Consider the following 23,582-nt stretch of genomic DNA (forward strand, 5'->3'; position numbering starts at 1 on the left):
ATAGTAAACAACTATAAAATGCCATTTAAATTAAGAATATACTATGGAATAATATATTCATACTATATTCCCGAAATATAAACTCGCAAAACACTCCCATCAAAAGACTTCGGCATAACCAGGCTCGTGCCTCGCACTTTTTATTCCGATTCCTTTTGAGCTGAGATTTTGTCTTCCGTTTGATGATTGCTCGAATATTGTTTAATCTAAAATCATTTAATTATGGAAACAAAAACAAAGCAAAACGGAACTGCACAAAAACAAAATGCAACCGTTAAAAAGGATGTTCAAAAGAAATTAACAGAAGAAGCCATGGGCAAAACTTCAGCCACCGAAAAAGCTAATGGCCAAAACGTCGCTGAAAAACCAAAGATCAACTTGGACGAGCGTATTCAAAAATTTGAGAAGTTAAGAGGTCTGGCAACTCAGAGAGAGCGGCTAAACGAAACTTTAAATGAGTTGACCAAGTTTAATTACAACCAAGATGATTCTGCTTCCTTTTACCTCCGAGATTCCCGTAATCTGGAATTTAGAACCACCAACACAAACCTAATCAAGTTGGTAACGACCCATTTACAATCCACATTGGAACAGCGTAAATCAGAAATTGAACAGCAAATCGTTCAATTTGAGCTGTAATAGGGCTAAAACATCCTTTCAAAACAAAAGCCTGCTCGAAAGAGTGGGCTTTCTTTTTTTAACCTAAATTTTTCTAATTATGTATTTAAGTAAATTACAACAAGATGATGTGTTTGTACCATCAGAAATGGTCGCATTAAAAAGCCTCACACTAATGGAGTCCAGAAGAGGACTGGAACAAGCCATTATCTCCAATGGCAAAATCGTAAACATTGTATCTAAAAGCTACGGACATATACCTAACGCCCTCTTCTTCAAGAGAGCAGAACAGATGCTGATAGATGCTCAACTTAATTACCAAAAAAGGAGCATCAACAGAATGGACCGTTCTTTTATCATTGATTTTATCATTGAAGACAACAATCAATTTTTGGTAAAGAATACGGAAGACCTGATCTTACCGATGTTACGTTTTAAAAACTCCTATGATGGCAGTGAAAAAACCTCAGGGCACTTTGGGTTTTATCGCAAGGTCTGCTCCAACGGTTTACATGTGTCCCAGGAAACCATAGAATTTTCAATCCGACATACAAAACACAACACCAATCTGATTATGCCAAGATTAAACCATTTGTTCGATAAATTCTTGGACAATGAATTTTATAGCATTGTGCAGAAATTTGATACTATGAAAACCATTGATATCATTGATACCAAGGTATTCGTCAAGAATATCCTTGAAAAAACAAAACTGTTCAGATATGAGTGTAGTGATACCAATGAGGATCCTTCCAAGAAATCCAGAGAAGTCATTGACATCTTAAATCATGAAGCTGTATTACTTGGCGAAAACCCTAATCTGTGGTTGGGTTATAATGCCTTTAATTCTATACTGCATAACACCTTGAAAAAAACATTTTCACAACAAGAAAAATTGGATAAGGTAGTCTTCGATGCCGTATATCAAATGGTCTAAAGAGCCATTTAAAAAAGGTAGCTCCAGTACCTAATAAACTGGAGTTTTTTAGTAGTAATAATTAAAAAGTGTCAATCAAAAACCAAAATAATAAGCGGAAATCCAAACCCTTTATTTTCTTAACCGAATCATCTGCAAAGCCTTCTCTGGGCTTTGATGGATCATTCTCAAAAATTAAGTCTTTGTCTTAGGTATTTTAAGGGGTTTATAATGGATGACGCCTTTATTTGTTTTTCGGGGCATCGAAAAACAGGTAGGTCATAAGCACTTCTAATTGGATCCCCTTCACTTATCTCGCTTAACTGTCGGTACGCTCCAACGCAAACGCGTTCCAAAGAATTCCTAATGCCCTTATGGAACTTGTCAAGACTGCACAAGTTTTGAAAAAAAATAAGGTTTCTACAGCCTTGAAAATCCAAGGATTTTTCTACGTCGCAGACACTCCTGATTTGTGTTACAAAAGTCTTGACAAAACCCACATCATCCATGGTGCTCTGCACGAGAGAAATCGAACAAAACACCCCTTAAAATGTAATCCGTTTTACATCCAATAGGGGAAGTATTAATCTAAATTTTTTAAATCATGAGTACATTAAGAAACAAAGTACAGTTAATCGGACACGTTGGACAAGCCCCAACCATTACAGAATTAGACAACGGTAAAAAAGTAGTCCGTTTGTCAGTAGCTACCAATGAGAGTTACAAAGATTCAAAAGGTGAAAAGCAAACCAATACCAATTGGCACAATTTAGTGGCATGGGGTAAGACGGCAGACATTATTGAAAAGTATGTAACCAAAGGCAAAGAGATTGCCATTGAAGGTAAATTGACGTCGAGAAGTTATGAGGACAAGGATGGTGTTAAACGCTATGTAACTGAAGTGGTAGTAAGTGAAATACTGCTACTAGGAAGCGCAGAGTAAACAAAATTAAAGAGGGCACTAAAACCAGTTTTCAAATAGTCTGTGCCCTCTTTTCATTATTAATCTCTAAAGAAAAGAACAATGAAAAACAAAGTTAACGAAATAAAAATAAGTTACCGAGAAAAGTTAAGCACTTCTAAAGCACTATCTATTAAAAGTTCAGAGGATGCCGCAAAATTGATTTTTCAAGGGTGGGATCAAGACACCATAGGCTTACAAGAATCCTTTAAGGTATTACTATTAAATAATGCCAATAAGATTAAAGGCATTTATCAAGTATCAACAGGAAGCATTACAGGCACATTGGTAGATATGCGGATATTATTTGCGGTCATAATTAAAACTTTATCTGTAGGCGTAATTTTGGCTCACAATCATCCGAGCAATAAACTAAAGCCTAGTGAAGCAGACAAACAATTGACGGACAAAATTCAACAAGCAGCCAAATTGTTTGACGTGAATGTTCTCGACCATTTGATTATTACACCAGATGGTAATTATTACAGTTTTGCTGATAATGGGTTACTATAATTTAAAACAATAATCATGATATATTTAAATTATAACAACCTCGATGCAGAAACCCAAAACCGATTGCTCCAAGATTCCAAAAGTGATGTGGAGCAAAGATTTGGAATCGACCTAAAATCCTATGCCAAAAAACAGCATTTGGATTATAACACACTATTGGAAGAAGAAGCCATAAAAAATTTATACAGCTACCAATATGTGTTTAATATTTGAAATTTATAAATAACAAACCCAAATAAAAAGCCTTTGAAACCTCAAAGGTTTTTTTATGTCTAAAAATGTCAAAAACTTAAAAAAACAACTAGAGAACTTCAAAAACTGACGTCTTAAATCTCCATTTTCCAAAACACCATATTTATTACTACGAATTGATGTCATTTGAGTCCAATACTCATTTTTGATTTGCTTCTTAAACACCTATATTTAAAAGGGTTTGCAGCTTATTTTAAACAGATGTAGGTTTCTTTATTTAATATGGAATAAACAAACATCAAAATAAAAAATCAGGTCTTTGGCAAGCCCAAAAAAGCGCATCGTTGAAAACGATGGGTTTGGAAAATTTTGGTCCCTACGGGACAAAATATGGATAAGCAAGAGGGTAACCCGCTCCGCAAGGTTACGGTAATCCAAAAATACATAATATACTGAAAATCAGTTTATTAAAAATAGTATAGAAATTATCAAGAGGGGTTTTGGACTCGTTTTTAGAGTAAAAATGCGCTCAGCCCAATAAAACCAACAAGTTTTTAGAGTAAAAATGGATCGAGGACATGAAAAAGAGGCATTTACCACCATAAGTTTTAAATGTGCAACGGCTAAAAAATTTAGGGCTTTTAGTAAAAAAATGGGAGCGTCCAATTCGATGACCTTGTTGCTGATGATAGAATTTTTTGAAAGCAATGGCATTTCTCCAAAGGAATCCATCGGTCCACAAATGCAAACGCTGGAGAGCCTCATCAAAAAAAGAATTAATGGGGTAATTGCTATCATGAAGGACATAGAGAAAAACCAAACCAAACCCACAGTCGCCATGATGCAATCCTTGTTTAAAGAAGCTGAACCTAAAAAGAAACCTTTGCTTATGGAAAAAGAGACCAAAAAAAAGAAGCCATCAATTCTTAAAAAGTAATAAAAAACTAAACCTATGTATATCAGTATTTCAGCCCAAACATTGGGCAACAACTTTTCCCAAAGTGTTTCAGATTTTGTGGATTATTTAGAGAAAGAAAACCAAGGTGTTATTCTTGAAGAACGTGAGCATTTTTTTAACCAATATGGGGATAACTTTTCCGCTAAAGAAGTCATAAAGGATATCGATGGTAACACCGCAAAACTAAAAAAAATCGAACCTAAATTTTATTCCATCACCGTGAGTCCGAGCCAACGCGAATTAAAACAATTACAGAATAACAGTAAAGATTTAAAGCACTACACACGAGAATTGATGAAAGATTATGTCACTGCTTTTAATCGTGAAATCAATGGTAAACCCATAACAATTAATGATATTAAATATTATGCCAAAATTGAACACACGAGGCATTTTAAAGGCACAGATAAACAGGTTATAGAAAATCAACCTTTTGCTTCTAAAATCTTAAAGCTAAAGCAAGATATCCGAAAGATAGAGAAAGGCACATTGGAAGGCAGTGTCCAAAAAAACGAGCATCAAATAGCCAAACTGGAGCGGAGTGCACCACACCAACAAAACGGTAAGCGTATTGTGCAAGGCATGGACAAGGAAGGCAACCAAAGTCATATTCATATTGTTGTTAGCCGCAAGGATGCCTCCAATAAGGTAAGTCTATCCCCAGGAAGCAAATACAAAGCCTCTAATGTCATGATTGATGGTAAATTGGTAAAACGGGGCTTTGACAGGGATGTCTTTTTTTCCAAAGCCGAAAACACCTTTGATAAGACTTTTGCATACAAACGTAACTATGCAGAATCCTACAAAGCCAAGAAAGCGTTTATCAAAAATCCAAATGCTTATTTTTCAACCCTATTGGGATTACCCACCCATGAAAAAGCTTTGGCTTTTAAAATTCTAGGAAAGGCAGGCGTTCCAATTGTTGATATTCCAACCAATCAAGTGCAGCTCGCACTAAAAACAATCAGAACCTTAAAACGCGGTATCGATATCGCCATAAAATCAGGATCCATCGGGATCTAATTATTCATAAAAAAACAGATATTATGCAATCTTTTAATCTCACAATCATTTTACTGACCCTACTTGTAGCATCTGCTCTTTTTTATGCGCTTTATATACTATCCAGATATGCTTTTGCCCTGAATTTAGTATTGTTCCTAACAGGTTTTGGAATGCTTTTTTTAGTCGCTCCCTCATTTCTAAATAAGACAGCCCTTGCCATCGGATGCCCCTTATTGCTTATCAATCTAATGATGTATGTTTTTCTTCATGAAAGAGAGGGCACACAGCCGTCTGAAAAAATGTATCGGGTACATTTCAAGCTAAAGAGAGGTAAGTTAGTTATACAAAATATCAAACGGGGCGCTTCCATTATCGGAGCAGCTGGAAGCGGGAAAACTGAAAGTGTAGTTTATAATTTTATGCAGCACTTTAGCAAAAAGGAGTTTTCAGGTGTCATCCACGATTATAAGGATTTTGAAATTACCGAAATGACCTATCCGCTTTTTAAGACCCAGGACATTCCGTTTTATATCATTTCCTTTGATACCATCTACCATCGGGTCAATCCCATTGCAGGACGGTATATGGAAAATGAGGAGAGTGTCAATGAAGTGTCACGAGTTCTGTTGGAAAATTTATTGGAACAAAAAGAATCTGCTTCCAACTCATCTGGTAAATTCTTTACAGATGCTGCTGAAGGGATTATAGGCGGACTTATATGGATTCTCAAAACCACCCACCCAGAGTATTGCACCCTGCCACATTTGATTGCCATCTATCAATATTTGGATACTAACAGTCTCATCACCCTTTTGGAATCAGATTTAACATCAAAAGGAATGGCCAATGCCTTTATCAGTGGTAAAGGTTCTGACCGTCAAACAGCGGGGGTAAAAAGCACCCTTTCCAATGCCTTAAAAAAGATTAGCTCAAAACAGGCTTTTATGACTTTATCTGTAGATGAAGTGCCTTTAGATATAAACGGACAGGAAAAAGCAGGTGTAATCTCAGTGGTTAATAATCCTAAACTGGAAACTGCTTATGCACCACTAATTGCGACAGTCATACACACTATTATCAAACAAATGAGCGTGCGACACCGAAAGCCTTCTTTTTTATTGATGGAAGAAGCATCGACCATTCGACTCTTGAACATGCAACGTATTCCTGCTACACTAAGAAGCTATAACATTGCTACTATTTATGTGATGCAGGACAAGGTACAAAATGATATCATGTATGGCGATAAGGTAAGTAAAGCTATATTGAGCAATCTATCGTATCAATTTTTCGGAAAGGTGAACGACCCAGACACCGCAAAATACTACGAGCGCTTTTTTGAACTCATTAAAATGAAAACCACTAGTATTAATAAAGGGCATAATCTAAACTTTGATACGCGAGTGACCAAGGGTGAAAAGGAAGTCTCAAAAGTACGAGCTGACATTTTCTTTAAACTTAAACCCGGCGAATTTATAAGTTTTGCAGATGGCAATGATCAAAAAATACAATTCAAATTACAGGACATTATAAAAGAACTTCCTAAAGCAAAAAAATATTCAAAGAAAGACCTTAAAAGGAATTTCAAAAGGATTCATAGGGAGGCGAAGTCACTATTTAATAATTAGCAAAAAACAACAAGTAAGCAGCTATGCTCTTATATCCTTGTTCTAAACTCACATATCTATGGGTGCTTTAAAATAAGCACGGTAGCTTAGTTTTTTAATAAAATTCACCCTTTTATCAAGTGATTTTTAAAATCACTTACCTTTTTACAACAAATTTGTTCCATAACTTGTTGCAATTCTGCCTTTAAGAGTGAAATAGTATGATCTCCTCCATTTTTACCCAGAGCCGAAACCCCATACATAAATGATCGCCCTAAGAAAGTAAACTCAGCACCACTAGCTATAGTCCTTGCTATATCTGGTCCAGAACGCAAACCACTATCCATCATAACTTTTATCTCTTTTCCATATTTTTCTGCAATTCTAGTTAGTGGTTTTATTGCAGATTCTCCAGCATCTAATTGACGCCCACCATGATTAGATACTATAATACCATCCAAACCTAATTTTATTGCTTTTTCTGCATCGACCTCATTAGCAACACCTTTTAGAACAAGTTTACCTTTCCACATATCTCGGATAGGCTTTATTTTTTCTTCGTTAAGTCGTCCAGAAAAGGTTTGATCCATAAATTGTCCGAGTTGTTTTAAGTCTAAGCCTTTGGGCATATAGGGCTTTAGAGTTTCAAAACTAGGTTGTCCATATCTTAAAGTATTTAAAGCCCACTCTGGCTTACCTAATACTTGTAATATATTTTTGATTGACATTTTTGGTGGCATTGCCAATCCATTTCTTATATCTCTAGGTCGAAAGCCAAAAGTCGGCACATCAGAAAGAATAACCAAAACAGGACATTCAGCAGCTTCAGCTCTTTTTATTATATCATCTCTTAATTTATTTACAGCGGGATGATATAATTGAAACCAAGCATTTCCATCAGTAATTTCGGCGGCTCTTTCTATACTGGTAGTTGTTACCGTACTTAATATAAAAGGGATGTTATGTTCGTAAGCGGCTTTAGCTAAAATCTCAGGAGAATTAGGCCACATAAGACCTTGTAATCCTACAGGAGCTATTCCAAAAGGCGCATCATAAGTATGACCAAATAGTTCAGTTTTCAAACTAGAACCTGTATGGTTACTTAAGTAATAAGGAAGTAATTCTACATCACGTATTTCTTTGGTGTTTTTATGTAGATTAACATCTTCATTACAACCACCATCAAGGTATTCAAAAGCAAATTTTGGAATTTGTTTTTTTGCTTTATTTCGCAAATCATCTATTGAGGGGTAATTCGTGTTAAACTTTATTTCTTTTATCTCCTTTGTCATAAGACTCTAATAAATAATTACCTAAGTTAACCTGCGATATGCTATTTCAGCGGCTTCATTTAGATATAACCCCTTTTCTTTTTGCAATTTGGTTGTTAAAGCCTGCCAAGCAGGAAAAACGCCTTTTTTTTCAGCCTTGAAGCCTAATTCCTCTATGTGTTTTTCATTTATTTCCATGTTTAATAAATTATTTTAAATTACAAATAATTAGTTTTTATGAACTTTTAAAGTTCTATATCCGTAAACAGCAATAAAACAAAAACATATAAAAGGCAATATGAATGATATATTAACAGCAGCAAAAGAACCAATGGTTTCAAGGTCTATTATGCTCCCTTGAAGTATAGGCATTAATGCACCTCCTACAATGGCCATTACTAAACCTGCTGCTCCTAGAGTAGAATCTTCTTCGCTTAACCCATTTAAAGCTATTCCATATATTGTTGGAAACATTAAAGACATAAAAGCCGAAGTAGCTACTAACAAATAAAGACCCATAATACCTTCAATTAAAATAACTCCTGAAATTGTTATCATAGCACAAATAGCAAATATTGTAAGCAATTTTTTAGAATTTATATACTTCATTAAATACGTAGAAATAAATCTACTTGACAAGAAAATAGACATAGCCACAATGTTATAATTTTGAGCTGTAGATTTTGAAATACCTAAATTATCTGCATATTGAATTATAAACGTCCAACACATTATTTGTGCTGCAACATAAAATAATTGCGCAAATACGCCTTCTCTATATTTTACATTACTGAAGAGTCTTTTAAATGAATCGAGAGGAGAACCCTGGTTTTCAGATTTATCCCGTTTTGGCATTTTGGATATGGCAATGATAATAAACATGGCTATAACCACAACACCAAGAATAACATAGGGGTTTCTAATAATTGCTAAATCGTGAGTTCTAATAATTGCTTTTTTTGCTTCTCCTAGAGTGTTAAAAATAAGCTCCCCCATTTCATTTCTTTTATCAGAATCTAAGGCTGTCAGTATAAACTTTGACGCTACAAACATCCCAAACAAAGAACCTATTGGATTGAATGCTTGGGCTAAATTTAAGCGTCTAGTTGCAGTACGCTCATCTCCCATGGATAGTATGTATGGATTTGCTGTAGTTTCTAAAAAAGCTAATCCAAAGGTTAAGATATATAATGACCCTAGAAAGAATCCAAATACCTCAAATTGAGCAGCAGGATAAAATAACAACGCCCCAAAAGCATATAAAGCAAGGCCTAAAAGGATACCTTTTTTATAACTATATTTTCGAACAAAAAGTGCTGCAGGAATAGCCATAGTTGCGTAGCCTCCGTAAAATGCAAACTGAACTAACGCAGCCTTTGCTGTAGATATTTCCATAACTGTCCCAAAAGCCGCAACCAAAGGGTTTGTAATATCGTTTGCAAACCCCCATAAAGCAAATAGTAATGTTACTAAAATAAATGGTAGTAAAACTTCTTTTGATACTACGGGGATGTCGTTTGTTTTATACATTTGATTTTTTTGAATTTGTGTTTATAGTAAATGAAACTGTTGAAGTAATAAATATAAAAAGCGTGTCATTAATACTACATATAATAATTACTGAACACGCTTTTTCATTCAACTAAAAAATTAAAAGAAACTATCGGTACTGTGCATAAATAACTTTGGTTTGTAAATACTCTTCCATACCATGTTTACCATCTGCACCACCCAATCCTGATTTTTTCCATCCAGCATGGAATCCTTGAATCGCTTCAAAATGCTCTCTATTTACATAAGTCTCACCAAATTCTAGTTGATCACAAGCGTGCATTACCTTGTTGAAATTTTCAGAAAAAATAGATGAGGTTAAACCAAATTCAGTATCGTTAGACATTGCTATAGCCTCATCTAAAGTTCCAAATTTCATTACTGGTAAAACAGGTCCAAAAACTTCTTCTTGAACAATTTGCATATCTTGCTTGACGTTTGTTAATAAGGTTGGTTGGTAAAAATAACCTTTATCAAAACCAGCTGAACGACCGCCGCCTATTACAACTTCGGCACCTTCTTTTTTAGCATATTCAACCATTTCTGAAACTTTATCTATCTGGTCTTTGGATACCATACTACTCATATCTGGATTGTTATCCGAAAACGCATCTTCAACTTTGACTTCAGACATTTTTTTAGCAACTTTATCCATGAATTCGTCAAATATTGAATCTTCAACATAAACACGCTCTGCACAATTACACACTTGTCCGCTAAAAATAACTCTTGACGAAACAACAGCGTCTACTGCGAGCTCCAAATCTGCATCTGCACAAACAATAGCGGGTGCTTTACCTCCTAATTCTAAGGATACTTTAGTAATATTTTCAGCTGCTGCTTCCATGATTTTTTGACCAGCAAACACACTACCTGTTAAACTAACGATACCGGCAATTGGGCTTTTCGTTAAAGCGTTTCCAACAATAGTTCCTTTACCTAAAACAAAATTTAAAACTCCAGCTGGTAATTCTATATTCTCAATTAATTTTGCAAACTCCATAATAGTGTTCGGAGCAATGCAACTTGGTTTAACTACACATGTATTTCCTGTAACTAAAGACGGTGCTATTTTACGAGCTGCAACAAAGAATGGAAAGTTCCAAGGACAAATACCAACTGCTACTCCAATTGGTGCTTTATGTAAAAAGATGTGTTCCTTTTTACGGTCACTTTGAATAATTTCTCCTTCTATTCTTCTTGCCCATCCTGCGTTATAGTCATAATAATCGGCAGTTACATCAATTTCAACTTGGGCCAAACCTATTACTTTTGCTTGTTCTTTGGCCAAAGTTTCTGCTAAGAATACTCTGTTAGCTCTAATAACATCAGCCATTTTATGCAAATAACCTGCTCTTTCAATGGCTGTTAATGATTTCCATGCATGTTGAGAAGCTTGTGCTGCTTCCATTGCGTTATTTGCATCTATTACTGACCCTTTTGGAATAAGAGATAAAACTTCTTCCGTACATGGATTTAAAACTTCTGTCATTTCAGAAGATGTAGAGTTTACAAATCTTCCATTAATGTATTGATTAAATTCTTTCATAATTTAGTTTTAATTAAATTTGGTTTAGATTTTCATCAGCTAAAAAAATAGCAGATTATAATATGTTCAACTCCAGATTTCTTTAAATATTAATATCTACAACAATAAAGCAAATACTATATTAAAATATTGGATAATACAAAAGTAAAGCAAGAGGTTTAATTAAAATTTATCCATTATAATCTACTTTATGTATAATTTAAACATTATAGAATTATTGGATAAGTTTGTTTTTATAAAAAAAGTATATATGGGTACTATAAACTATAACATTAATGTAGTTTATGTTGAAAATTAAGGCTGTATTTGAAAACAATAAGATGTAAGAAATAAATTTAAGTATATCTGCCAGATTTATAAACTGCAGGACTAATACCAGTTATAGATTTAAATACCCTAGAAAAATGGTAACGATCCGAAAAACCAAGATTATAAGATACATTTTCTATAGTTTCATTTGAGTGTTCAAACAATTCACAAGCTTTGGCTATTTTTCTGTTTTGAATAAAGCTATGTAGTGTAATGTGCATTTCTTCTTTAAACAATCTTGCAAACGAGTTAGGTGCCATATTTACAAGAGAGGCCAATTCTGAGTTACTTAATTTTTCTCCAACACTAGCCTCTATATACCTATGCACAGTTAATACACGTTGGTCTATATTTATGGTTTTCCATAATTGAGGCCCTATATTTGAAAGCACCTCTTGGATAAAAGACTGTAATTTTAAATTAAAGGTTAGTTTAAAATCATAATTTTCCATTCTTAATCTTTCAGTAATATAAAGTAATCTTTCTTTAAGATGATTAGATAGTTCAATCTTAAAAATCCCAGGAAATACATTGTCAAAAGGCGTTCCTAAATTGAAGTGTGTGAAAAAATGGATCAACGACTTTTTTTCGTAATCCGATTCATTATGAAATTTTGTCAAATTTTTGCCAGAAACATGTATTCCAGAAACATGCTTGTGATTTTTTAAAAAACGTGTAGAAAAAGATGTAAATGGGGAAATTATATATAGGTAATTGGGATCCATTTTATAGGTTTCCTCTTGGAGCTTTAATTCTCCGCCTTCATTTTTATTCCAATATATACGCCAAAAAGGAAATATCATATCATGACAATCCCACAAATCTAAATACCAATATCTACAGCATAGCATCTTTAATTTGACGTCTATAAATTGCTGATTATTAGTAGATGGATCACCAGAATTTGGCGCTTTAACAAACTTCATTTTAAGGGCAATGTTTGAATTATACACAAATATACAAATTTTGAATATCGAATTACATCTTAGTTCCAGTTAACTTTGTGTCGTTTTAAAAACTATAATAAAGATTTTTATGAGCGATATAAAGCTTCCTATTGAAGTACAAAAAGAATTAAAGCAAGTATCTGAAGTCGCTGGTTATTTATGGCAACGTGAATGGGCAGAACGAAATGCAGGAAACATTTCTATGAATTTAACTTCATACTTTACAAAAGAAGAAGTACAAGGTATTGGAACTGAAGTACCATTTGATTTTCCAAAAGGAGCAGCAGGATTTGTAATTTATATTACTGGTACAGGATGCTACCTAAGAGACTTAGTAAATAAACTTGAAGAAGTTTCTTGTATCCTATATATAAATGAAGACGCAACTGCATATTCCATTATCTGGGGAGGAAAGCGTGAAAATTTTGGCCCAACTTGTGAGTTGATTTCGCACTCAAGTATTCATTTATTTAATTCAATTCATCATCCAGAAAACTTGGCAGTTGTGCATACACATCCTTTAGAATTGATTTGTATGAGTCATCATGAATTGTTTGATAACGAAGAAGAGTTAAACAGACAAATATGGATGATGTGCCCTGAGGTAAAAGTTTTTGTACCTAAAGGAATTCATTGTACTCCTTATGCCTTATCAAGCACTGAATCTTTAGCAAAAGTAACAATAGAAGCTTTTAAAACAAGAAATGTTTCTTTATGGGAAAAGCATGGTGCAACAGCTACAGCTCCCGATGTAATGAAAGCATGGGATTTTTTAGATGTGGCAAATAAAGGCGCTAAGATGTTAATAATGTGTTGGGCAGCAGGATTTAAACCAGCTGGACTTTCTAATGCACAGTTAACAGAATTAGAACAGTTTATATAAAAATTAACCGCTAACTAAATTAAAGTCATAACTTATGAATAGATTAATAGGAAGACTACCAAAGGTAGGTATAAGACCAGTAATTGATGGACGTGAAGCAGGAGTGAGAGAATCATTGGAAGACCAATGCATGGATATGGCAAAAGCCGCAGCAAAATTAATTGAAGATCATTTGCGTTTCCCGAGTGGAGAAAAAGTAGAATGCGTTATTGCTGATACTACCATTGGTGGAGTTGCAGATGCTGCTGCATGTGCAGATAAATTTAAAAGAGAAGGTGTAGAGGTTTCTTTAACAGTAACCCCTTGTTGGTGTTACGGTACAGAAGTTATGGATACGGACCCATTAATGCCAAAAGCTGTTTGGGGATTTAATGGAACTGAAAGACCTGGAGCTGTTTATTTAGCAGCTGCTTTAGCTGGATATTCACAAAAGGGATTACCCGCTTTTGGAATTTACGGAAGAGAAGTACAAGATGCTGGCGATATGAGTATCCCTAAAGATGTCGAAAAAAAACTATTGCGTTTTACAAAAGCTGCTTTAGCCGTTGCTCAGATGAATGGAAAATCATACTTGTCAATTGGTTATAGTTCTATGGGAATTGCTGGCTCTATGGTGGACATTAATTTTTTACAAGATTACTTAGGAATAAGAGCAGAATTTGTAGAATCTGTTGAAATATTGCGCCGTATAGATGAAGGTATTTATGATAAAGATGAATATGAAAAAGCTTTAGCTTGGACTAAAGAAAACTGTGTTGAAGGAAAAGATTATAACAGTCCAGAGGCTCAAAAGGCTGCAGATGTTAAAGAGCAAGAATGGGAAAAAGTTGTTAAAATGACATTAATTTGTCGTGATATAATGATTGGAAATCCTAAATTAAAAGCACTAGGTTTTGGCGAAGAAGCTAAAGGAAGAAATGCCATTATGGGAGGTTTTCAAGGGCAACGTCAATGGACCGATTACCAACCAAATGCAGATTTTACAGAATCTATATTAAACTCATCTTTCGATTGGAATGGTATTCGTCAAGCTTTTGTGTTCGCTACTGAAAATGATTGCTTAAATGCTGTTTCTATGTTATTCGGACATTTATTAACCAACACAGCACAGTTGTTCTCAGATGTTAGAACCTATTGGAGTCCAGAATCTGTAGAACGTGTAACAGGAAAAAAATTAACGGGTATTGCCAAAGACGGTATTATTCACTTAATAAACTCTGGTTCAACTACGTTAGATGCCACAGCACAACAGTCTGATAAAGATGGAAATCCAACTATGAAACCATTTTGGGAAATTTCTGAAGAAGAAGCACAAAAATGTTTGGATAATACAAAATGGCCTGCAGCCATTGGGGAGTACTTTAGAGGTGGTGGTTTCTCATCTCAGTTTAAAACAAAAGGTACTATGCCTTTAACTATGTGCAGAATAAACTTAGTAAAAGGTATTGGACCCGTTTTACAAGTAGTTGAAGGTTGGAGTGTTGAATTACCGCAAGATATACATTCTGTTTTAGATGAAAGAACAAATCCTACATGGCCAACTACGTGGTTTGTGCCTAGGTTAACAGGACAAGGATACTTCAAAGATGTTTATACTGTTATGTCAAAATGGGGTGCTAACCATGGTGCTATTTCTTGTGGACATATAGGAGCTGATTTAATTTCATTAGCAGCGATGTTAAGAATCCCTGTAAATATGCATAATATTTCTGATGAGGATGTTTTTCGTCCAAGTGCTTGGTCAGCATTTGGTGAAAACCTAGAAGGTGCTGATTATAGAGCTTGTGGTACTTACGGCTCTATTTACGGTTTTAAATAAAATCTAAATTATATTCTAAAATAGAATTAGTAATATATTATTTGAGTTAGTCCTTAGTATTGATTTCTAAATTCTTTTTATGATCATTTTAAGCGATTTCCCTTGTTAAGTTCTGCAAAACAATAGCAAAGAGATGCTTTTCATTCCATAAATTAAAAAAAATGAAAAAGGTTATAGCCGTTTTTGATATTGGGAAAACCAATAAAAAAATATTTTTGTTTGATGAAAACTTTGATGTTGTCTATAAGAATTCTGTACGTTTTGAGGAAGTTCTAGATGATGATAATTACCCGTGTGATGATATTGAATCTATTGAAAAGTGGATAAAAACTGAAATAAAGATCATTCAAGAGAAAAATGAATTTAGGATAAAAGCCATTAACTTCTCTACTCATGGAGCCACTTTGGTGTATTTAGATAAAGAAGGAAATCGAATCACACCGCTTTATAATTATTTAAAACCTTTAGATGTTGATTTCACACCGTTTTATGATACATACGGTGGTGTTGAAGAATTTTCAAGAAAAACGGCATCACCTGCTTATGGTATGCTAAACTCTGGTTTACAAATGTATTGGCTAAAAAACAGCAAGCCTCATTTTTGGAAGCAGGTTGATGCCATTTTGCATTATCCACAGTATTTAAGTTATTTATTTTCTAAAAAAGTAACTGCTGATTTTACATCTGTTGGTGCGCATACAGCGACTTGGAACTATGATGATATGGAATATCATGACTGGCTAGCCCAAGAGGATATCAATTTACCTGAACCCAAGCCTGGAAAAAATGCAACTTTATCAGTCATAAATGGTCAAGATATTTATATTGGCAAAGGGTTGCACGATAGTTCTTCTTCTATAATTCCATTATTGGAAAGTCATGAAAACTCTGCGAACGAATTCGTTCTACTTTCTACAGGAACATGGATTATCTGTATGAACCCTTTCAGCAAGGAAACTTTAACAGCAAATCAATTGAAGAATGATTGTTTGTGTTTTATGACACCAGACAAAAAGCAAATAAAATCTTCTATGCAGTTTTTAGGTCGCGTACATGAAGTTAATGCTATAAAACTAAGCGAATATTTTTATGTTGATAAAAACCATTATTTGGAACTTACACTGAACAAAGCACTATGTGCAAAGATTTTTTCTAGGTCTAAGTCTGTGTTTTTTCCAAATGAAATTGCTTCAAATTTTATTGGTGATTTACACCAACTTAGTAATTATAATACCTATGAAGAAGCCTATTATCAATTAATTTTTGAAATAAGCCATCGTGTTTATCTTGGTATTGAACGTATTTTAGACTCAAATAATAATTTGAAAGACGTTTATATTTCTGGAGGCTTTAATAGAAACGATATTTTCGTGGAATATTTAACCCAAATGATGCCAAAGCAAAACATCCAATTTCCTAAGAGGAAAAATGCTAGTGCCTTTGGTGCCGCTATGTTAATGAAAGATTATTTAAATAATTAACCAAGACTATTATTAAATAAAACTATAAGGAGTATGAAAAAAATAACCTTAGGAGAATTCATTATTGAGAACCAAAATGCATTCCCGTTTTCGAGTGGAGAATTATCAAAACTTTTAAACGGTATTAGGCTTGCTGCAAAAATGGTTAGTCATGAGGTTAATAAAGCAGGACTTGTTGATATTATTGGAGGTGCAGGAGATGTTAATGTACAAGGAGAAGACCAACAAAAATTAGATGTCTTTGCAAACGAAAAATTTATTCAAGCCATAAAAAATAGAGATATCGCTTGTGGTATCGTTTCTGAAGAAGAAGATGAATTTATTACCATAAGCGGAAGCAATAATGCTCATAAAGGAAAATATGTGGTTTTAATGGATCCCTTGGATGGCTCTTCTAATATTGATGTAAATGCTTCTGTTGGAACTATCTTTTCAATATTTAGAAGAGTTACTCAAGTAGGAACACCAGTTGAACTTAAAGATTTTTTACAAGCAGGGAAGGAACAAATAGCTGCGGGATATGTCATTTACGGTACATCGACTATGCTGGTATATACAACAGGAGATGGTGTTAACGGATTCACTTTAAACCCAGCCATTGGCTCTTTCTATCTATCTCATGCAAACATAAAAATTCCAAAAAAGGGCAACATATATTCAGTTAATGAAGGTAACTACACTCGCTTTCCGCAAGGCGTGAAAAATTATATTAAGTATTGTCAAAAAGATGAAAAGGATAGACCGTACACTGTCAGGTATATTGGATCTTTAGTTTCTGATTTTCATAGGAATATGATAATCATTTAGATAGTGGTTGATTTCTCTGGCTGTTTTTCCATTACCTTTAATTTTTTGAGATTTCACATCCCAAGAATTTACATCAATTTTTTTCTTTAAACTGATGTTAACTCGTTTTCCGTTTACAGTAATTCGAACGTAAATGTCAGTTTGATTGTTTTTTGCACGTGCGGCATATATCCAAAATAGGATAGAAAATGTTGAAGAAGTACGCATAGTTGTCGTCTTTAATTGTTAAACAATATTTGAGACGAAAGTCAAATCAACTATATAAAATAAAATTTAGTTATATTCAATCTATCAATATGTTGACAGTTATGTTGACAGTTTTAAAATATGTTGACGATTTGTGACCTTTTAAAACTAAACAACATCAAATTAAATGATTGCCTAAAAACTATAAAACCTTGCTAATCATAAAATTAGCAAGGTTTTGATTTCGGATGATATCCGATTTAGTGACCGGGCTGGGGCTCGAACCCAGGACCCTCTCCTTAAAAGGGAGATGCTCTACCAACTGAGCTACCAGGTCATTAATTAAAAATGCTAACACATTGCTGTTAGCGGGTGCAAATATAAAATGTTTAATTAATAAAACAATACTTTTTTTGAAGAAATTTTTGTTTTTTTGCACTACTTAATCGTATGTTTTTAATAATCAATTTATAGCATAAAAATGATATTAGTATTAATTGGGTATATGGCTTCTGGTAAGTCTAGTATTGGGAAAAAATTGGCTAAAAAATTGAGTTATAATTTTATAGATTTAGATGATTTTATTGAAGAAAAAGAAGATGCATCTGTAACAGAAATTTTTAAATTAAAAGGAGAAATTTATTTCAGAAAAAAAGAATCTTTTTATCTGAAGGAGCTATTAAATATTAAAAACAATATCATATTATCTGTAGGCGGAGGAACACCATGTTATACTGATAATATGAATCTTATTATAAATGCTGAAAATGTGGAAAGCATTTATTTAAAAGCTAAAATTCCAACTTTAGTAAAAAAACTTATAGCGAAAAAGGAACAGCGACCTTTGATTGCTCACATTGAAACTGAGGAAGCTATGACTGAGTTTATAGGCAAACATCTATTTGAACGTACAACTTTTTATAATCAAGCGGAAATAAAAATTACCATTGATAATAAAACAAAAGATGAAATTGTAGAGGATATTATTTGCGAGTTATTCTAAAACAGCCTCAAAGTTTTTGCCTTCTAAAAACACATTAACATGCTCATGAAGCGAGGTTGATAAAGAAATTCCTTTAAAATCGGCTTTTACAGGATATTTTTTATGGTTTCTATTAACCAGAACAGCAGTTTTAAATTTTTTCAACGGTACATTTAAAAAATGCTTTACGCCATAAATTAACGTCGTTCCAGAGTTTAAGACATCGTCTACCAAAACCAAGGATTTATCTTTATATTCAGAAGATGGGATGGACGTTTTTATTTCTGACCAGGGATTCTTTTTATCAATACTTACTTTGCAAAGTATCGGTTTTATATCAGATATTTTTGAAAGTGCTAATTTTAATTTTTTTGCCAATATATACCCATTACTATCAATACCGGCCAGAATAATATCTTTTTCATTTACATTATTCTCATAAATTTGAAAAGCAATACGTCTTATTTTGTGAGTGATTTCATTATGATTAAGAATCACATTATTTTTAGCTGTCATTTATCATTAATATTTTAGGAAAAATAAAATTACTCATTTTTATCAGTAAAATCATCAATATCTCTTCTATCTTTTTTTGTTGGTCGTCCAACCCCTTTTTTTCTATAATAATCATTGGAGTACTTGAGTAATTCTTGGGCTTCAAAGGCGTCTTTAGGAGTGGTGTCAATTCTATAAATATCTACAAGCTTAGCACCAATTCTACTTTCCGGTATATCATTAACCGTTAATTGGTAACGTATTTGGTTTTTCCTTAATTCAATTTTGTCCAATGGGTAAACTTCTCTACTGGGTTTTACAATTTCATCATTAACTCGAACTTGTCCTTTTTTGCATGCAGTTGTTGCAAGGGTTCTTGTTTTATAATACCTAATACACCATAAATACTTGTCTATACGCATATTATTATTGTGAAAACTACGTTAATGTTCTTGTGCAAAATTATATTAAAATTGTATCTTGCGCCTCAAAAATAGCAATAATGAGAATAGGAAAGGTTAGTTTATATATTTTATGTTTTGTACTTGTTTTTTCTTCTTGTAAAAAAGATGATGCTGGTAATGATGTAATAACAGTTGAGTTAAGAGATAGAGCAGAGCAGCAGATAGAAGATATAGCTACACTACAAGATTATTTAGGAACTCATTATTATAATTCAGGAGATTTTATAGGGAATACAGACCCAAGTATAACGGATATAGTTATAACTGAATTTGCTGAAGGAGAAACAATAGCTCCAGCTAATCATACGAAGTTAATTGATGCAGTTGGAGATCCTTTATCTGTCATTTTTTCTGATACAAACTACGAATATTATATTTTAAAATTGAATCAAGGAGGAGGCTCTGAGTCACCGTCCTTTGCTGATAATGTTCGCTTAAGCTATGAAGGCTTTTTATTAGACGGGAGGGTTTTTGACAGTGCGGTAACTCCTGTTGATTTTGATTTAGTATCATTAATTCCTGGATGGAGAAAAGTAATACCACAGTTTAATGTTTCTGAATCATTTATCGAAGCAGGTGATGGTTCCATTGATTATGTAAATAACGGATTAGGAATTATGTTCTTACCTTCTGGTTTAGCATATTTTTCAAGTGGACCTGGAATAATTGGAGCTTATACACCAATTATGTTTAAGTTTGAGTTGTTTCAAACATTTGAAAACGATCATGATGCCGATGGTATTCCTTCATATTTAGAAGATTTAAATGGAGATGGAGAATTCCTTTTAAATACTGATGCTGATACTTTAGATGGAGACGATACGGATAATGACGGTTTGCCGAATTATTTTGATGCAGATGATGATGGTGATGGTGTATTAACTATTAATGAAGACACCAATGGTGATGGAGATCCTTCTAATGATATTGGTGCTAATAATATTCCCAAGTATTTAGATCCAGAAGAGACAGATTCAAATTAGTTGCAATTCTGATAGCTGTAATTTATTTAGAGATTAGATTATTTGATTTATTAATTTCAAGTTGTAAGCTGTTTGATTAACTGAGCTTTCTGTTTGATGTAATATTGACTATTTTGAATATTTAATAAAGAACTTCTTTTTTCTCAATAATATGAAAAAATCAGAAATTAATACTTCAGAACATCATCATTATTATAGCGCTTATTTAGCTCAAGTTGATGATAAAACAGAATTACTAGAAGGCTATTTAGCTGGGTTGAATGCAATTCAAGATTTTTTTGAATCAATCCCAAGGGATAAACTAGTACATAGATATGCTGAGGATAAATGGACTGTTAAAGAAATTTTTCAGCATTTAATTGATGCAGAACGTGTATTCATACATCGCTGTTTTCGTATTGCGAGACACGATAAAACGGCACTAGCGGGATTTGATCAAAACTATTATATAGAACCATCTGGAGCTAACAATAAATCGATAGAGACTTTAATAGAAGAATTTAAAACAGTAAGACAAAATTCTATAGTCATGTTAAAGAATTTTAATAACAACGATTTGAAATTTGTTGGAAATGCCAATGGATCAGTACTTTCGGCAAGAGCTGCAGCCTATATTAATTTAGGACATTATATTTGGCACATAGAGGTTATTAAGGAAAGATACCTTTAAGTATTAAAAGAAACTCTTTTCTTCTTTACGAAAACAAATACCAATACAGACAATATTCCAAATATTGAAAACCCAATAAAAAGAGGTAATACAGAAGTATTTACAAAGCTACCTATATAATTAGCAATAGGAACTGCCATTACTGTCGAGATAAAGCCATTTATAGCGGCTCCTATACCCGCAATATGCCCTAAGGGTTGCATGGCTAAAGCTCTTAAATTTCCAAATAAAAAACCAACTGCAAAAAACTGTAGCGCAAAAAAACTAAGCAAAACATATATGCTTGGGTTATTTCCAGAGAAAAAAATCAAAACATACAATACTGATATAACTGTATAGGCTATTGCAGCATAATAGGCTATTCGCCACATGCCAAACTTAACTACAAATCTACTGTTCAAAAAAGTAGCTAACCCAACAGAGATAGCTAAACTTGCAAAAATATATGGAAACATGTGACCTAGATTGTATTGCTCTTGAAAAATTTGCTGAGACGTACTTAAATAAACCATAAACGAGCCAGTAATAAAACCAGAAACAAACGTAAACGCAACCGCTTCTTTATGCTTAAAAAACTCTTTTGTACCATCAATAAAAAGATGTGATGAAAATTTAATTCTATTTTTAATAGCTAAAGTTTCAGGTTGCCTTAACCAAAACCAAACCATGATTAAAACACCAAAAATTAGATTAACATAAAAAATTGACTTCCAACTAAAGTAACTAATTAAAAACTGCCCTAGTGTAGGCGCTACAATAGGTACTAAAATAAAAAACATGACTACTATAGATACTATTTTTGCCATATAATCTCCGCTGTAAGAATCTCTTATCATTGATAGAGCAAGACTTCTTGGAGAAGATAAACCTACGCCCTGAAGTACACGGCCTAAGATCATCATTTCAAAACTCTCGGTAGTAACACAAATAATACTTGCAATAATAAAAACAATAAAACCTATATACACAATTGGTTTTCTGCCAAAGCTATCAGATAATGGCCCAAAAATTAATTGACCAAAACCAAGCCCTAGAAAAATCATGGTAATAAGTAGTTGATTATCATTCGCATTTGTCACCTTTAAAAAAGTTCCAATATTAGGTAGAGCAGGCAATAACGCATCAATTGAAAGTGCTACTATAGACATTAATGATGCCATAAGAGCTACGAATTCTAACTTAAAAGTTTTTTGATTTTGCATTCGTCAAAAGTAAGTTATATAAGCGAATCAAAAATCTAATAACCATTTAATAAAGCAATTTTATTATTATTAAATTTGATACTAATTTAATGGGATATGTATACAGAAACTTTAATAAAAATATTTCAAAGAGACTTAGCGCAACTTAAGATTGAATTAGAGTCTTATACAAACGAAGAAAAACTTTGGTTGCTTCCTAATGGGATAAATAATTCAGCTGGAAATTTGGGTTTGCATATTGTAGGGAATCTGAATCATTTTGTTGGTGCTACTTTGGGAAATACAGGTTATGTTAGAAAAAGAGAATTCGAATTTTCTCAAAAGAATGTTCCGAGAGATGTAATTCTGAAACAAATTGATGAAACCATGGAGGTTGTAAAATCAACTTTGTTAAAACTAACTCCAGGCGTTCTTGAAAAGCAGTACCCGCTTTTAGTTTTTAAAGCAACAATGAGTACTGAGTATTTTTTAACTCATTTAACAACGCACTTGTCATATCATCTTGGACAAATTAATTACCATAGAAGGCTATTAGATGAATAAAGAAAAGGCGCAACCGCTATTAAATTACATAAGTAAATTTATAACACTCTCAGCAGAGGAGGAGTTACTATTAATCTCGCATATTAGCTATCGTAAATTTTTGAAAGGACAATATATTGTTCAACAAGGAGATGTATGTAAACATGAATGTTTTGTGATTTCTGGATGTACTAAGATGTTTCATGTAGATGAAAATGGCCAAGAACATATAATCATGTTTTCAATTGAAAATTGGTGGACTGCAGATATGGGTAGCTTTATTACACAAACACCTGCCGATTATAACGTACAATGTATTGAGAATACTGAGTTGATACTGTTTGCATACGATATTATTGAAGAATTATATACCAAAATCCCAAAGCTTGAACGTTTTTTTAGGCAAATTATAGAGCGTGCTTTTGTTGCTTCACAAAAACGAATTGTTAGAAGTTTTAGTTTAACAGCGAAGGAAAGATATAAATATTTTAGCAAGCAATATCCAGAGATTGAACAGCGTATTCCACAATATATGCTAGCTTCGTATCTTGGAATAACCAAGGAATTTATGAGTAAAATAAAGGGACAATTGGCACTAGAAGGATAAAAATTAAACTAGTTTAACATTATTTTATAATCTAGTTTATTCAAGTATTATTGGTTATTCAAGATATTTGCAGTAATAATTTTA

The 23,582-nt window shown here is 33.3% G+C and carries 25 protein-coding genes, 1 tRNA gene and 1 pseudogene; 17 read left to right on the forward strand and 10 right to left on the reverse strand.

Features of this window, described 5'->3' with window-relative positions; genetic code table 11:
• The first annotated feature begins 222 nt into the window (after window positions 1-222).
• The 8 genes from AC2D6V_RS11770 to AC2D6V_RS11805 all read left to right on the forward strand — a co-directional run bounded on the left by AC2D6V_RS11770 (window position 223) and on the right by AC2D6V_RS11805 (window position 6,791).
• Window positions 223-639: a hypothetical protein gene (locus tag AC2D6V_RS11770; protein WP_484648394.1), complete on the forward strand. Its 417-nt coding sequence runs from the start codon at window positions 223-225 to the stop codon at window positions 637-639.
• Window positions 640-718: 79 nt separating this feature from the next.
• Window positions 719-1,555, forward strand: coding sequence for a DUF932 domain-containing protein (locus AC2D6V_RS11775; protein WP_484648395.1), 837 nt, complete (start codon window positions 719-721; stop codon window positions 1,553-1,555).
• A gap of 583 nt (window positions 1,556-2,138) precedes the next feature.
• Window positions 2,139-2,477 (forward strand): single-stranded DNA-binding protein, encoded by a 339-nt coding sequence (locus AC2D6V_RS11780; RefSeq protein WP_484648396.1) that lies wholly within the window; start codon window positions 2,139-2,141, stop codon window positions 2,475-2,477.
• An 81-nt stretch (window positions 2,478-2,558) separates the two neighbouring features.
• Entirely contained in the window at window positions 2,559-3,008 is a 450-nt protein-coding gene (locus AC2D6V_RS11785; RefSeq protein WP_484648397.1) for a JAB domain-containing protein, read from the forward strand.
• 15 nt (window positions 3,009-3,023) lie between these two features.
• Window positions 3,024-3,221, forward strand: coding sequence for a hypothetical protein (locus AC2D6V_RS11790; RefSeq protein WP_484648398.1), 198 nt, complete (start codon window positions 3,024-3,026; stop codon window positions 3,219-3,221).
• Window positions 3,222-3,765: 544 nt separating this feature from the next.
• Window positions 3,766-4,137 carry a BfmA/BtgA family mobilization protein gene (locus tag AC2D6V_RS11795; protein WP_484648399.1) on the forward strand — a complete coding sequence of 124 codons (372 nt, stop codon included), beginning with the start codon at window positions 3,766-3,768 and terminating at the stop codon, window positions 4,135-4,137.
• Between the two features lie 15 nt (window positions 4,138-4,152).
• Window positions 4,153-5,181, forward strand: a complete 1,029-nt coding sequence (gene mobB, locus AC2D6V_RS11800; RefSeq protein WP_484648400.1) for a MobB family relaxase — start codon at window positions 4,153-4,155, stop codon at window positions 5,179-5,181.
• Window positions 5,182-5,204: 23 nt separating this feature from the next.
• Window positions 5,205-6,791: a type IV secretory system conjugative DNA transfer family protein gene (locus AC2D6V_RS11805; RefSeq protein ID WP_484648401.1), complete on the forward strand. Its 1,587-nt coding sequence runs from the start codon at window positions 5,205-5,207 to the stop codon at window positions 6,789-6,791.
• A gap of 104 nt (window positions 6,792-6,895) precedes the next feature.
• Here AC2D6V_RS11805 and AC2D6V_RS11810 read toward each other — a convergent pair whose 3' ends face one another.
• The 5 genes from AC2D6V_RS11810 to AC2D6V_RS11830 all read right to left on the reverse strand — a co-directional run bounded on the left by AC2D6V_RS11810 (window position 6,896) and on the right by AC2D6V_RS11830 (window position 12,376).
• Complete coding sequence (locus tag AC2D6V_RS11810; RefSeq protein ID WP_484648402.1) at window positions 6,896-8,062, reverse strand: alpha-hydroxy acid oxidase; 1,167 nt, start codon at window positions 8,060-8,062, stop codon at window positions 6,896-6,898.
• Between the two features lie 21 nt (window positions 8,063-8,083).
• Window positions 8,084-8,239 (reverse strand): hypothetical protein, encoded by a 156-nt coding sequence (locus AC2D6V_RS11815; protein ID WP_484648403.1) that lies wholly within the window; start codon window positions 8,237-8,239, stop codon window positions 8,084-8,086.
• Window positions 8,240-8,269: 30 nt separating this feature from the next.
• On the reverse strand, window positions 8,270-9,571 hold the full coding sequence (gene fucP, locus AC2D6V_RS11820) for an L-fucose:H+ symporter permease (protein WP_484648404.1): 1,302 nt from the start codon (window positions 9,569-9,571) through the stop codon (window positions 8,270-8,272).
• A gap of 130 nt (window positions 9,572-9,701) precedes the next feature.
• On the reverse strand, window positions 9,702-11,141 hold the full coding sequence (gene aldA, locus AC2D6V_RS11825) for an aldehyde dehydrogenase (protein WP_484648405.1): 1,440 nt from the start codon (window positions 11,139-11,141) through the stop codon (window positions 9,702-9,704).
• A 335-nt stretch (window positions 11,142-11,476) separates the two neighbouring features.
• Window positions 11,477-12,376 (reverse strand): helix-turn-helix domain-containing protein, encoded by a 900-nt coding sequence (locus tag AC2D6V_RS11830; RefSeq protein WP_484648406.1) that lies wholly within the window; start codon window positions 12,374-12,376, stop codon window positions 11,477-11,479.
• 109 nt (window positions 12,377-12,485) lie between these two features.
• On the opposite strand from AC2D6V_RS11830, the gene rhaD reads away from it, so the two are divergent.
• The 4 genes and pseudogenes from rhaD to fbp all read left to right on the forward strand — a co-directional run.
• The gene (gene rhaD, locus AC2D6V_RS11835) at window positions 12,486-13,280 is read left to right on the forward strand and encodes a rhamnulose-1-phosphate aldolase (RefSeq protein WP_484648407.1); all 795 of its coding nucleotides are present in this window, start codon (window positions 12,486-12,488) and stop codon (window positions 13,278-13,280) included.
• A 34-nt stretch (window positions 13,281-13,314) separates the two neighbouring features.
• Window positions 13,315-15,099, forward strand: coding sequence for an L-fucose isomerase (locus AC2D6V_RS11840; protein ID WP_484648408.1), 1,785 nt, complete (start codon window positions 13,315-13,317; stop codon window positions 15,097-15,099).
• A 161-nt stretch (window positions 15,100-15,260) separates the two neighbouring features.
• Window positions 15,261-16,580, forward strand: coding sequence for an FGGY family carbohydrate kinase (locus AC2D6V_RS11845; protein WP_484648409.1), 1,320 nt, complete (start codon window positions 15,261-15,263; stop codon window positions 16,578-16,580).
• Window positions 16,581-16,613: 33 nt separating this feature from the next.
• Window positions 16,614-17,378: pseudogene (fbp, locus tag AC2D6V_RS11850) on the forward strand (class 1 fructose-bisphosphatase); the annotation flags it as partial.
• Here fbp and AC2D6V_RS11855 read toward each other — a convergent pair.
• Together AC2D6V_RS11855 and AC2D6V_RS11860 are read right to left on the reverse strand one after the other, a co-directional pair.
• Entirely contained in the window at window positions 17,349-17,594 is a 246-nt protein-coding gene (locus AC2D6V_RS11855; RefSeq protein WP_484648410.1) for an Arm DNA-binding domain-containing protein, read from the reverse strand. The pseudogene fbp and the gene AC2D6V_RS11855 sit on opposite strands and share 30 nt — an antisense overlap.
• 243 nt (window positions 17,595-17,837) lie before the next feature.
• A tRNA-Lys gene (locus AC2D6V_RS11860) sits at window positions 17,838-17,910 on the reverse strand.
• Between the two features lie 144 nt (window positions 17,911-18,054).
• Between AC2D6V_RS11860 and AC2D6V_RS11865 the strand changes: the two genes are divergently transcribed.
• The gene (locus AC2D6V_RS11865; protein WP_484648411.1) at window positions 18,055-18,576 is read left to right on the forward strand and encodes a shikimate kinase; all 522 of its coding nucleotides are present in this window, start codon (window positions 18,055-18,057) and stop codon (window positions 18,574-18,576) included.
• On the opposite strand, the gene AC2D6V_RS11870 is transcribed toward AC2D6V_RS11865, so the two are convergent.
• Both AC2D6V_RS11870 and AC2D6V_RS11875 read right to left on the reverse strand, forming a co-directional pair.
• Window positions 18,568-19,071 carry a phosphoribosyltransferase family protein gene (locus AC2D6V_RS11870; protein ID WP_484648412.1) on the reverse strand — a complete coding sequence of 168 codons (504 nt, stop codon included), beginning with the start codon at window positions 19,069-19,071 and terminating at the stop codon, window positions 18,568-18,570. The two genes, AC2D6V_RS11865 and AC2D6V_RS11870, sit on opposite strands and share 9 nt — an antisense overlap.
• Window positions 19,072-19,100: 29 nt before the next feature.
• Window positions 19,101-19,472: an RNA-binding S4 domain-containing protein gene (locus AC2D6V_RS11875; protein WP_484648413.1), complete on the reverse strand. Its 372-nt coding sequence runs from the start codon at window positions 19,470-19,472 to the stop codon at window positions 19,101-19,103.
• Between the two features lie 80 nt (window positions 19,473-19,552).
• Between AC2D6V_RS11875 and AC2D6V_RS11880 the strand changes: the two genes are divergently transcribed.
• Both AC2D6V_RS11880 and AC2D6V_RS11885 read left to right on the forward strand, forming a co-directional pair.
• Window positions 19,553-20,497 (forward strand): FKBP-type peptidyl-prolyl cis-trans isomerase, encoded by a 945-nt coding sequence (locus tag AC2D6V_RS11880; RefSeq protein ID WP_484648414.1) that lies wholly within the window; start codon window positions 19,553-19,555, stop codon window positions 20,495-20,497.
• 151 nt (window positions 20,498-20,648) lie between these two features.
• On the forward strand, window positions 20,649-21,167 hold the full coding sequence (locus tag AC2D6V_RS11885) for a DinB family protein (protein ID WP_484648415.1): 519 nt from the start codon (window positions 20,649-20,651) through the stop codon (window positions 21,165-21,167).
• Here the strand turns inward: AC2D6V_RS11885 and AC2D6V_RS11890 are convergent.
• Window positions 21,164-22,369, reverse strand: a complete 1,206-nt coding sequence (locus AC2D6V_RS11890; protein ID WP_484648416.1) for a multidrug effflux MFS transporter — start codon at window positions 22,367-22,369, stop codon at window positions 21,164-21,166. The two genes, AC2D6V_RS11885 and AC2D6V_RS11890, sit on opposite strands and share 4 nt — an antisense overlap.
• Before the next feature lie 96 nt (window positions 22,370-22,465).
• On the opposite strand from AC2D6V_RS11890, the gene AC2D6V_RS11895 reads away from it, so the two are divergent.
• Together AC2D6V_RS11895 and AC2D6V_RS11900 are read left to right on the forward strand one after the other, a co-directional pair.
• On the forward strand, window positions 22,466-22,912 hold the full coding sequence (locus AC2D6V_RS11895; protein ID WP_484648417.1) for a DinB family protein: 447 nt from the start codon (window positions 22,466-22,468) through the stop codon (window positions 22,910-22,912).
• A complete protein-coding gene (locus AC2D6V_RS11900) occupies window positions 22,905-23,498 on the forward strand; it encodes a Crp/Fnr family transcriptional regulator (RefSeq protein WP_484648418.1) in 594 nt (197 codons plus the stop codon). Before AC2D6V_RS11895 ends, AC2D6V_RS11900 begins: the two co-directional genes overlap by 8 nt.
• Window positions 23,499-23,582: the final 84 nt, after the last annotated feature.

This window comes from Algibacter sp. YIN40 (genome assembly GCF_057219435.1).